Source organism: Rhodophyticola sp. SM2404, assembly GCF_053570515.1.
Map to the genome: position 1 here is coordinate 194,698 of NZ_JBSEDL010000006.1, position 10,287 is coordinate 204,984.

The 10,287-nt window shown below is 59.4% G+C and carries 12 protein-coding genes and 2 tRNA genes; 9 read left to right on the top strand and 5 right to left on the bottom strand.

Translation table 11 applies throughout. The features are described from left to right. Nucleotides 1–22 precede the first annotated feature (22 nt). The 5 genes from ACTYEO_RS11175 to ACTYEO_RS11195 all read left to right on the top strand — a co-directional run bounded on the left by ACTYEO_RS11175 (nt 23) and on the right by ACTYEO_RS11195 (nt 3,259). Nucleotides 23–337 (top strand): DUF1476 domain-containing protein, encoded by a 315-nt coding sequence (locus tag ACTYEO_RS11175; RefSeq protein ID WP_449323819.1) that lies wholly within the window; start codon nt 23–25, stop codon nt 335–337. A 166-nt stretch (nt 338–503) separates the two neighbouring features. Next, nucleotides 504–1,517, top strand: a complete 1,014-nt coding sequence (gene bmt, locus ACTYEO_RS11180; protein ID WP_449323820.1) for a betaine--homocysteine S-methyltransferase — start codon at nt 504–506, stop codon at nt 1,515–1,517. 143 nt (nt 1,518–1,660) lie between these two features. Then, a complete protein-coding gene (locus ACTYEO_RS11185; RefSeq protein WP_449323821.1) occupies nt 1,661–2,368 on the top strand; it encodes a corrinoid protein in 708 nt (235 codons plus the stop codon). A gap of 91 nt (nt 2,369–2,459) precedes the next feature. Further along, the gene (locus ACTYEO_RS11190; RefSeq protein ID WP_449323822.1) at nt 2,460–2,630 is read left to right on the top strand and encodes a hypothetical protein; all 171 of its coding nucleotides are present in this window, start codon (nt 2,460–2,462) and stop codon (nt 2,628–2,630) included. After that, the gene (locus tag ACTYEO_RS11195) at nt 2,627–3,259 is read left to right on the top strand and encodes a DUF1638 domain-containing protein (protein WP_449323823.1); all 633 of its coding nucleotides are present in this window, start codon (nt 2,627–2,629) and stop codon (nt 3,257–3,259) included. Before ACTYEO_RS11190 ends, ACTYEO_RS11195 begins: the two co-directional genes overlap by 4 nt. Here the strand turns inward: ACTYEO_RS11195 and ACTYEO_RS11200 are convergent. After that, on the bottom strand, nt 3,256–3,684 hold the full coding sequence (locus ACTYEO_RS11200) for a SufE family protein (RefSeq protein WP_449323824.1): 429 nt from the start codon (nt 3,682–3,684) through the stop codon (nt 3,256–3,258). The two genes, ACTYEO_RS11195 and ACTYEO_RS11200, sit on opposite strands and share 4 nt — an antisense overlap. Before the next feature lie 133 nt (nt 3,685–3,817). Between ACTYEO_RS11200 and ACTYEO_RS11205 the strand changes: the two genes are divergently transcribed. Then, entirely contained in the window at nt 3,818–4,261 is a 444-nt protein-coding gene (locus ACTYEO_RS11205; protein WP_449323825.1) for a hypothetical protein, read from the top strand. 17 nt (nt 4,262–4,278) lie between these two features. Here ACTYEO_RS11205 and rnd read toward each other — a convergent pair whose 3' ends face one another. From rnd to purM, 3 genes are all read right to left on the bottom strand, one after another. Then, a complete protein-coding gene (rnd, locus tag ACTYEO_RS11210) occupies nt 4,279–5,439 on the bottom strand; it encodes a ribonuclease D (protein WP_449323826.1) in 1,161 nt (386 codons plus the stop codon). A gap of 85 nt (nt 5,440–5,524) precedes the next feature. Further along, nucleotides 5,525–6,127: a phosphoribosylglycinamide formyltransferase gene (gene purN / locus ACTYEO_RS11215; RefSeq protein WP_449323827.1), complete on the bottom strand. Its 603-nt coding sequence runs from the start codon at nt 6,125–6,127 to the stop codon at nt 5,525–5,527. Continuing rightward, nucleotides 6,124–7,170 (bottom strand): phosphoribosylformylglycinamidine cyclo-ligase, encoded by a 1,047-nt coding sequence (gene purM / locus ACTYEO_RS11220; protein WP_449323828.1) that lies wholly within the window; start codon nt 7,168–7,170, stop codon nt 6,124–6,126. The genes purN and purM overlap by 4 nt, the downstream gene beginning before the upstream one ends. Nucleotides 7,171–7,321: 151 nt before the next feature. Here purM and ACTYEO_RS11225 point away from each other — a divergent pair. Then, nucleotides 7,322–7,398: transfer RNA gene (locus ACTYEO_RS11225), tRNA-Ile, on the top strand. 50 nt (nt 7,399–7,448) lie between these two features. On the opposite strand, the gene ACTYEO_RS11230 is transcribed toward ACTYEO_RS11225, so the two are convergent. After that, the gene (locus ACTYEO_RS11230; RefSeq protein WP_449323829.1) at nt 7,449–8,768 is read right to left on the bottom strand and encodes an ATP-binding protein; all 1,320 of its coding nucleotides are present in this window, start codon (nt 8,766–8,768) and stop codon (nt 7,449–7,451) included. Between the two features lie 40 nt (nt 8,769–8,808). Between ACTYEO_RS11230 and ACTYEO_RS11235 the strand changes: the two genes are divergently transcribed. Both ACTYEO_RS11235 and ACTYEO_RS11240 read left to right on the top strand, forming a co-directional pair. Next, entirely contained in the window at nt 8,809–9,684 is an 876-nt protein-coding gene (locus ACTYEO_RS11235) for an MBL fold metallo-hydrolase (RefSeq protein ID WP_449323830.1), read from the top strand. Nucleotides 9,685–9,757: 73 nt separating this feature from the next. After that, nucleotides 9,758–9,832 (top strand) — tRNA-Asn (locus ACTYEO_RS11240). Nucleotides 9,833–10,287 lie beyond the last annotated feature (455 nt).

Here is a 10,287-nt window from a genome sequence, read left to right on the forward strand (position 1 = left end):
GGCCAAAACAGAAAGGCAGACCATGAGCACCTTTGACGATCGTGAAAACGCATTCGAGGCGAAATACGCCCATGATGAGGACATGAAATTCAAGGCCGAGGCCCGAGGCAATAAATTGATCGGGCTTTGGGTGGCCGAAATTCTGGGCAAATCGGGCGACGAGGCCGAGGCCTATGCCAAAGAGGTGATCCGCGCAGATTTCGAGGAAGCGGGCCATGAAGATGTGATGCGCAAATTGCTGGCCGATCTGGGCGACAGAGTGCCCGAGGAAAAACTGCGCGCCAAATACGCAGAGCTGATGGCGCTGGCCAAAGCACAATTGCTCAGCGAGGACTGAACGGCAGCCTGCCCCACATGGCAGCGCGCGCCCCGCAAATCCCTTGCGGGGCGCGCGGCCATCTGGGCTGCAGGAAAATTCATAATCATCATGTGAAGTTTGCGGGTTGCCTCATGATGAGGAACGGGCCAAACGGGCGGCGCTTGCAAGCACAGAAAGATATCTCATGACAAATGCACTCTCCGAGCTTCTCAAAACCCGCGACTGGCTGATGGCCGATGGCGCGACGGGAACGACCCTGTTCAATATGGGGCTGCAATCGGGCGACTCGCCCGAGATTTGGAATGACGAACATCCCGACCGGATCGCGGCCCTGTACCAAGGTGCTGTGGATGCAGGCTCCGATATCTTCCTGACCAATTCCTTTGGCGGCACGCGCGCGCGCTTGAAGCTGCATGACGCGCAGGATCGTTGCATCGAGTTGAACCGCAAAGCCGCCGAGATCGGCCGCGAGGTCGCCGATAAGGCAGGTCGCAAAGTGATCGTTGCAGGCTCGGTCGGGCCGACTGGCGAGATCATGGAGCCTATGGGCCCCCTCACCCATGCCGCCGCCGTCGAGATGTTCCATGAACAGGCCGAGGGCCTCAAACAGGGCGGCGCGGATGTGCTCTGGGTCGAGACGATCTCGGCCCCTGAAGAATATATGGCCGCCGCCGAGGCCGCAAAACTGGCCGATATGCCATGGGTCGGCACAATGAGCTTTGACACAGCAGGCCGCACGATGATGGGCATGACCTCCCAGGCGATGTCGGAAATGGTCGAAAAGCTCGAAAACAAGCCAATGGCCTATGGCGCGAATTGCGGTGTCGGGGCCTCGGACCTGATGCGCACGGTCTTGGGCTTCCGCGCCTCGGGTAATCCCCGCCCGATCATCGCCAAGGGCAATGCGGGCATCCCGAAATATGTTGATGGCCATATCCACTATGACGGCACGCCCGAATTGATGGCGCGCTATGCTGTTATGGCCCGCGATGCAGGTGCCACGATCATTGGCGGGTGCTGCGGCACGCAAACCCACCATCTCAGTGCGATGCGCAAAGCGTTGGAAGAGACCCCGCGCGGCGATGCGCCAAGCCTTGAGGAAATCGCCGACGTGCTTGGTGGCTTCTCCTCGGGCTCCGACGGCACGGATGGTGCAGGCCCCACACGCGCCCGCGCCAATCGCCGTCGTAGGGATTAAGCCGCGAAAACGGCTGCAAAATTCGCCATCAGGTCGCCACAGACCGAGGCTATGTCGCAAATTAACGCCCCCTTGTGGCGCATAAGGTTAGGTAATCGGTCCAATAGAGAGCGCAGGCCTCGGGCCTTTAGGAGACGCAGACCATGTCAGATGACAATGACGATATCATCCTGTCGGACTTGCCCGATGATGAACTTGTCCAACAGATGTTCGACGACCTCTATGATGGTCTGAAGGAAGAGATCGAGGAATCGGTCAATATCCTGCTGGAACGCAGCTGGACGCCCTATGACATCCTGACTAAGGCGCTGGTTGGCGGCATGACCATTGTGGGCAATGATTTCCGCGATGGTATCCTCTTTGTGCCCGAAGTGCTGATGGCCGCCAATGCGATGAAGGGCGGCATGGCCATCCTGAAGCCGCTTCTGGTGGAAACGGGCGCCCCGCGCGTGGGCAAAATGGTGATCGGCACCGTCAAGGGCGATATCCACGATATCGGCAAGAACCTCGTCTCCATGATGATGGAGGGCGCGGGCTTCGAGATTGTCGATCTGGGCATCAACAACCCTGTCGAAAGCTATCTTGAGGCTTTGGACAAAGAAGGCGCGGATATCCTCGGGATGTCGGCCCTGCTGACAACGACCATGCCCTATATGAAGGTCGTGATCGACACGATGGTCGAGAAGGGCATTCGCGACGATTACATCGTGCTGGTCGGCGGCGCGCCCCTGAACGAGGAATTCGGCCGCGCGATCGGCGCTGACTCCTATTGCCGTGACGCCGCTGTCGCTGTGGAAACCGCCAAGGAGTTCATGGCGCGCAAACACAACCAGATGGCAGCCCAAGCCTGAACCTTTTGACACTGGCCCGCGAATTCAGGCGGGCCAGTCTCGCAATCCCTCGCTCCCGCCCCCACATCAAGGGCAGAAACGGGAGAAACAGATGCCACCACGCCAATTCATATTCCTGATTGCCGCTGTCCTTCTGGTCGCGGGCACCAGCGTGACGGTTGCGCTCTGGTTCGGGCCGCAATTGGGCTTTGCCAGCGAGATCGGCATATTGAGCGCGCTGGTACTGCCAGCACTTCTGCTGCGTCTGGCGCTGCGAAAATGACAGAATATCCAGAAGATAAAACCCTTACCCAAAGCGGGCTTGAGGCAAAGGGAACCGGCCGCATCCTGCTGCTGGCCTGCGGAGCCTTGGCGCGCGAGGTGCTGGCCCTGACGCAGGCCAACGGCTGGTCGCATCTTGATCTGCAGTGCCTGCCCGCCATACTCCACAACACACCCGACAAGATCCCACAGGCCGTGGCCGATGCTGTGCAGGCGCATCGCGCCGCCTATGATCAGGTTTTTGTGCTCTATGCCGATTGCGGAACGGGCGGGCTGTTGCAGGCCAAATGCGCCGAGCTTGGCGTGCAGATGCTGGAAGGCCCACATTGCTACAGCTTCTTTGAAGGCAATACCGCCTTTGCCGAATTGGGCGAGGTCACGGCCTTTTACCTCACCGATTTCCTCGTGCGGCAATTCGATGCTTTCGTGACCAAACCCCTTGGCCTCGACCGCCATCCCGAACTGCGCGATATGTATTTCGGAAATTACGAGAAACTTGTCTATCAGGCACAGGTAGACGACCCTGAATTAACAGAAAAAGCAAAGGCTTGTGCGGCATTTTTAAACTTAGACTTTGAGCGCCGATTTACGGGCTATGGCGATCTGGAAACGGCCCTGCGCGGGCTTTAAGCCGCGGAGGCCTCAGCCGCCAACTTGCGGATACGCTCGACCATTGCGCGCACCCCGTTTGAGCGTTGCGCCGAAAGATGCTCGTCCAACCCCAGACGCGCCAGTTCCGCCCCCGCATCCACCTTCAGCACATCCGAGACCGATTGATCGGAATAAAGCGCGTACAACACGGCGATCAGCCCGCGCACGATCATCGCATCGCTTTCGCCGCGAAAGCGGAATTGCGCCTGCGGCCCCTGCCCGTCAATCTCGGGCAAAATCCAGACTTGGCTTGCACATCCGTCCACCTTGGTGGCAGGCACGCGAAAGGCCTCCTCCAGAGGGGGCATGGCTTTGCCCAATTCAATCACATGGCGGTAGCGATCTTCCCAATCATCAAGGAAGTCAAAGGTCTCGGCGATGTCTTCAAAGGCTTCGGTGGCCATGGCCTGCCATCTTTCCTGCTGCAATTTCTGCGCTTAGACCTAGGCCGCGGGGCCGCGAAGGTCCAGTGGCGCTTTTCAACATCATCGGGATGCGCTAGGCAATGGTCACTGACCTGTGGAGGGGCTATCCGAAATGATCGCACGTATCGTTATTCTAAGTGTTGTTGCCATCAGCCTTGCGGGCTGTGCCACACGATTGAACCCTTTCAACTGGTTCGGAGGCGATCGCGAAGAACGGGTGAGCGTTGAAGAGGTGGTCGAGGTTCTCGATAACCGTCAACTGGCAGGCGAAGTGCTAAGCCTGCAAGCCGATGCCCTGCCCGGCGGCGCGATCATCAACGCCATCGGATTGCCACCCACCCAAGGCTATTGGGAGGCCGATCTGGTCGAAACGAGCCGCGAGGGCGGCACTTTGACGATGGAATTTCGCATCTTCCCGCCGCTCACCCCAACGCCAGCGGGCACGCAGCGCAGCCGTGAGGTTCTTGCAGGGCGTTACATGAGCACACAGGATCTGGATGGCATCCGCACAATCGTGGTGCAGGGCCAGAACAACCGCCGCTCCATCCGCCGCTAAAGCCGCACGCGTTTTACTTAGATATCAACCAGTTGAACGCTGGCGCCTTTGACGGCCAAGCCGACCTTGCCATCGACCAGACGCAAGGCATCCTTGCCAAAGACCTCGCCACGCCAACCGCGGGACCACAGCCCGTCCAGATGGCCTGAGGCGATATCATCAAGATCCGAGGCCGAAGCGATCAGCTTTTGCGCCACGCCATACTCTTCTGTCTTGGCTTTGAGCAAAACCCGCAGCAAATCCGCCAATGCGGGGTTCAGAGCCGACCGGTCGGGCCCTTCGGGCAGGCTTGGATATTGCGAGACGGGCATCTCCAGCCCGCGCTTGACCGCAGCCAGCAAACCATCAGCCAATTCGCCTTTGCGCGCTTCGCGCTGCAAAAGACGCGACTTGCCCAAATCCCCCACAGATTTCGGCTTGGTCGAGGCCACCTCCATCAAGGCGTCATCCTTGAGCACACGGTTGCGCGGCACATTGCGCTCCTGCGCATAAGATTCACGGAAAGCTGCCAGCTCCTTGAGCACGGCAAGGAATTTCCCTGCGGTGGAGCGCACCTTCAACCGCCGCCATGCCTGCGCAGGCTCGACCACGTAATTCGAGGGATCGGTCAATTGACCCAATTCTTCTTCAACCCAAGCGGTGCGATTGGTTTTTTCCAATTGCTTGGCAAGGAATTCGTAAATCTGGCGCAGATGGGTCACATCACCCACAGCATAGGTTTTTTGCGCATCCGAGAGCGGCCTGCGCGACCAATCGGTAAAGCGCGAGGATTTATCGAGGCTGGATTTGGCGATTTTACGCACCAAAGTCTCATAGCCCACCTGATCGCCGAAGCCGCAGACCATCGCAGCCACTTGGGTGTCAAAAAGCGGCTTGGGCACGACATCGCCCTCGACATAGAAAATCTCGAGATCTTGGCGCGCGGCATGAAAGACTTTGACCACCGCCTCATTGCGGAACAGATCATAAAGCGGCGCAAGCGACATGCCCTCGGCCAAGGGATCAACCAGAACGGCGTCTGTGTCATCTTTTCCAGGAAGGGCCAATTGCACGAGGCAAAGCTGCGCGAAATAAGTGCGTTCGCGCAGAAACTCGGTATCGACAGTGACATAGGGCACGGTCGCGGCGCGGGCACAAAAGGCGGCGAGCGCCTCGGTCGTGGTGATAATCTGGGTCAATCGCAAGCCACAGCATTTTGGAACAGTTTGAGCAGCGGTGATAGGCGAGTGGGGGCCGAAAGGAAAGCCCCAGCCAAGCCCTGCCCTAATCTGTTGCGTTCAGGTAGACAGGGGCGCGCGCGCCACTTGCAAAACGGCGCAGCACGGCGGGATAGAGCAGATGTTCCTGCGCCAGCACACGGGCGGCCAATGTCTCAGGCGTATCCCCTGCCTGCACCGAGACACGCGCCTGCCCCAAAAGCGGGCCCTGATCCAGCACGGGCGTGACCTCATGAACGGTGCAGCCATGTTCAGAATCGCCCGCCTCAAGCGCGCGGGCATGGGTGTGAAGGCCCGGATATTTCGGCAAAAGCGAGGGGTGGATATTGAGCATACGGCCCTCGTAATGGCTGACAAAATGCTCGGTCAGCACGCGCATGAAGCCCGCAAGGCAGATGATATCGGGGGAATGACGCTCAAGCGTTTCGATCAATTGCGCCTCAAACCCTGCGCGGTCGCCTTTAAAGGGGCGGTGATCCACAGCCTCGGTGGCGATGCCCATCTCGGCCGCGCGCGCCAGCCCGCCTGCATCCGCACTATTGGCCAGAACCACACAAGGACGCGCAGGGTGGTCGCCCGTCATCGAGCGCGCCAAGGCCACCATATTGGAGCCGCCGCCCGAAATCAGGATCGCAACCCGTTTGCTCACGCAAGTGCACCTGTATAGGCGACGCCCTCGCCCTCAATCAGATGGCCAAGCTGATACACAGTCTCGCCCTCGGATTGCAGCAAGCCCGTGATCGCCTCGGCCTGATCGGCGGCTACAACCACAACCATGCCAATGCCCGAATTAAAGGTCTTGAGCATTTCGGCTTGGGAAATCCCGCCCTGCTCGGCCAGCCATGCGAAAACGGGCGGCAAGGACCAAGCGGTCAGATCAACCTGTGCGCCAAGCCCTTCGGGCAAAACGCGGGGCAGGTTCTCGGTCAAACCGCCCCCTGTGATATGGGCAAGCCCATGCACACCGCCTGCGCGAATGGCGCTGAGCACTTGGGTCACGTAAAGCCGTGTGGGGGCCAGCAAAGCCTCGCCAAGGGTGCCCTCCCCAAAGGGAGAGGCCGCATCCCAGCCAAGGCCCGACAGCTCGACAATCTTGCGCACCAGCGAATAGCCATTGGAATGCACCCCGTTGGAGGCAAGCCCCAAGAGAACATCCCCCTCAGCGACACCTGCGGGCAAATCCGCGCCGCGCTCCATTGCGCCCACGGCAAATCCTGCAAGGTCGAAATCACCGTCATGATACATGCCCGGCATTTCCGCCGTCTCGCCGCCGATCAAGGCACAGCCCGAGGCCTCACAGCCCTTGGCGATGCCGTTGATGATGGTGGTGGCCGCATCCAGATCGAGCTTGCCCGTGGCGAAATAATCAAGGAAAAACAAAGGCTCGGCACCTTGGCAGACCAGATCATTGACGCACATCGCGACCAGATCAATACCGACCGTGTCGTAATTGCCCGTATCGATTGCGATGCGCAGCTTGGTGCCAACGCCATCAGTGGCCGAGACCAGAATAGGGTCGGAATAGCCCGCGCCCTTAAGGTCGAACAAGCCGCCAAAGCCGCCAAGCCCCGACATCACGCCTGCGCGTTTGGTGGCCGCTGCGGCTGGTTTGATCCTGTCGATCAAGGCATTGCCCGCATCAATATCAACACCTGCGCTGGCATAGGTCAGGCTGTTCTTGCCGTGTGTCATAGCATCACGTCCCCAAGGCTTTTGTCTTTGCGCGTTCTGCTATCAGCGCAATGCGCCATAGTCCATGGCAGGCTTGCGCCCATAGCGCGGTTTTATGGCATCGGCTTGCGCTTGACCCGCCGTGCCCTTGTGATAGTCAAACGCGCATGGCGGGCCTGTAGCTCAATTGGTTAGAGCAGAGCGCTCATAACGCTTTGGTTGCGGGTTCAAGTCCTGCCGGGCCTACCATTTTCAAACTCGCCATCCCTGCCCCGCTTGCGCGCGCAGGCAAGCGCCCTTTAGCGCGGCAAGACCACATCCACACGCAAGCCCGCCAGATCAGCGCTCTCGGACAGGCGCAATGTGCCGCCATGACGCCGCGCAATATCCGAGGCAATCGCCAGCCCCAGCCCCACGCCCGAGCCCTTATTCTGGTTGCGCGCCTCATCAAGCCGCACGAAGGGCCTGAGCGCATCCGAGCGATCCTCAGGCGCGATGCCTGGCCCGTTATCCTCAACGGTCAGGCGGATGGCGCGCTCCATCACGGTGAAAGACACGCGCGCCTGATCGCCATAGCGCAACGCGTTTGATAAAAGATTGCTCAGCGCGCGGCGCAAGGCCTGCGGGCGCAGCTCGACCATGGGGCGCGTCTCGGCCCCCACAAGGCTAACATTGCCCCCGCCGCGCTGGCTATCGGCCACAACCTGTTCAACCAGAGCCGCGACATCCACCTCTTCGGGGTCGTCCAAAGCATCAGAGCGCGCGAAATCAAGGAAGCCTGTCAAAAGCTCCTCCATCTCCTCGACATCGCGGCGCAGGCCGTCGACCTCCTCGCTCTCCTCCATGAAACTCAGCCCCAGCTTCATACGGGTCAGGGGCGTACGCAAATCATGGCTGACGCCCGACAGCATCATCGTGCGCTGCTCGATCTGCTGCTCGATCCGGCTGCGCATATCGAGAAAGGCCCGCCCCGCACTGCGCACCTCAAGTGCGCCTGAGGGTTGATAATCACGGCCCCGCCCTTTGCCGAAATCCTCGGCCGCGCGGGCCAGACGGCGGATCGGGCGCAATTGATTGCGCAGGAAAAGATAGGCGACACCCGTCATCAGGATGCCTGTGAAGACCATCAAAACCAGCAATTGATGCGGGTTCGAGGCCGAGACACGGCGGCGCGAAAACTCCACATCAACCGAAACGCCATCCTCCAGCATAAGGTTGAGCACCACGATACGGTCATTGGTCTTGAGATCGATCCAAACAATCCCGTCGAGATAACGCATCAGGGTGGAGATCACGATCCGCCCCGAGAAATCATAGAACAGCCTATCGGTGATGGCAGGCCCGTCAAAGGGCTGCGCCGTGCCCTCGCGCAAGGTGATGCCCAAAGGCACGGCCACCACACGGCCCGCCGTCATCCCGCCTGCTTCAAGCTCGGCCACCACAAAGCGCAGCTCCACCGCAAGGCCCGTGGTCATCTGTTCGGTGACATCTTCGAAATGGCGTTGCAGGAAGGCGCCCGAGACGACAAGCTGGATGGTAACAATCGGCACGATCAGAATAAGGGCGGCCCGTCCATACAGACCCCGCGGCAACCCTCTTTTGATCCAAGCAAATACCATGGCCCATCTAAACCGTGCAGGCCGCAGGAGGGAAGAGCAGATGACAACCCGCATGCTTGAGGCAGGGCTACAACAGGTGCTGGCCCCCAACCCCTCGCCGATGACACTGCATGGCACCAATACCTACCTGATCGGCCAAAGCGAGATCGCGGTGATTGATCCCGGCCCCGCCATCCCCGCGCATTTGGAGGCAATCATGAACGCCATTCCTGCGGACGGGCGGATCACCCATATCCTTGTGACCCATTCTCATCTCGACCACTCCCCACTGGCAGCCCCGCTGTCACAGCGCACAGGCGCACCCGTGTTGGCGGCAGGACCCAGTGATTGGGGCCGCTCCCCCCTCATGCAGGCGCTGGCCGATGAGGGGCAATTGGGCGGCGGCGAAGGCGTTGATCTGGAGTTCATCCCCGATACCCAGATAGGCGAGGGCAGCCGCATCGAAAGCAGTGAATGGCAGATCGAAACCCGCGCCACTCCAGGGCATATGGCCAACCATTTGAGCTTTATCTGGGAAGGTGCAGTTTTCTCGGGCGATCTGGTGATGGATTGGTCGACCTCGCTGGTCTCCCCCCCTGATGGCGACATGACGGCCTTTATGGCATCGGTGGCCGCTCTGCAGGAAATGGACCCGCGCATCTTCTATGCAGGCCATGGCAACCCCGTAAACGCCCCCGCCGCCCGCTGTGCTGAATTGCTCGCCCATAGGCGCGGGCGCGAGGCGCAGATTCTACAGGCCCTCACCAAGCGCCCCGCCAACGCACAGGGCTTGGCCAAGGAAATCTACACCGATCTCAACCCCGTCCTTCTTCCCGCCGCCGAGCGCAACACTCTTGCGCACCTCATTGATCTTGTTGAGAAAAACATCGCCAAACCCGATGGCCCTCTGACCGCTTCAGCCAAATTCTCGATCTAGTGTCACGATAGTTACATTTTTTCTGCCAGACCCACTGGACGCGGAAAATCCACCTTGCTATACGGCCCGAAGTTCCGGCGTAGCTCAGCGGTAGAGCAGTTGACTGTTAATCAATTGGTCGTAGGTTCGATCCCTACCGCCGGAGCCAAAAATCCCCAGTATATCAAAGATTTATGAGGCATCTTGCGAAAGATGGCTCTGGGGCACTTGGCGTTAATAGGCAAATAGTAGGCAGTTGAAGCTGATTTGCTCTTAGGGCGTTCGCGTGATTTGACACCCTAGCGTAGCCATCAGCTAATTAACGTCGGTCCTGTGAGGGAGTACTTGAGATTCGCTGTCACGCGCTTGCAAGGCGATCTGTGGCGCTCATAGTCGAGACCAGAGTAGTATTGTAGTCTAAGGTCATTTTGACGTCTTGGGCGCTTCATGAACCTTAAACGGCGGAGACGAAGGGAATGCCTCCGATTTCCATCTGACTGAACGATACTGAGCAGCCCCACATGAGTGGTCCAATTTGAAAGTTAGTGCATGATCGGCCTTTGGTCCATCGGGATGATGGCTTCGGGCGCTGGTGGGCGGTAGCCCAATGCACTGTGTGGTCGC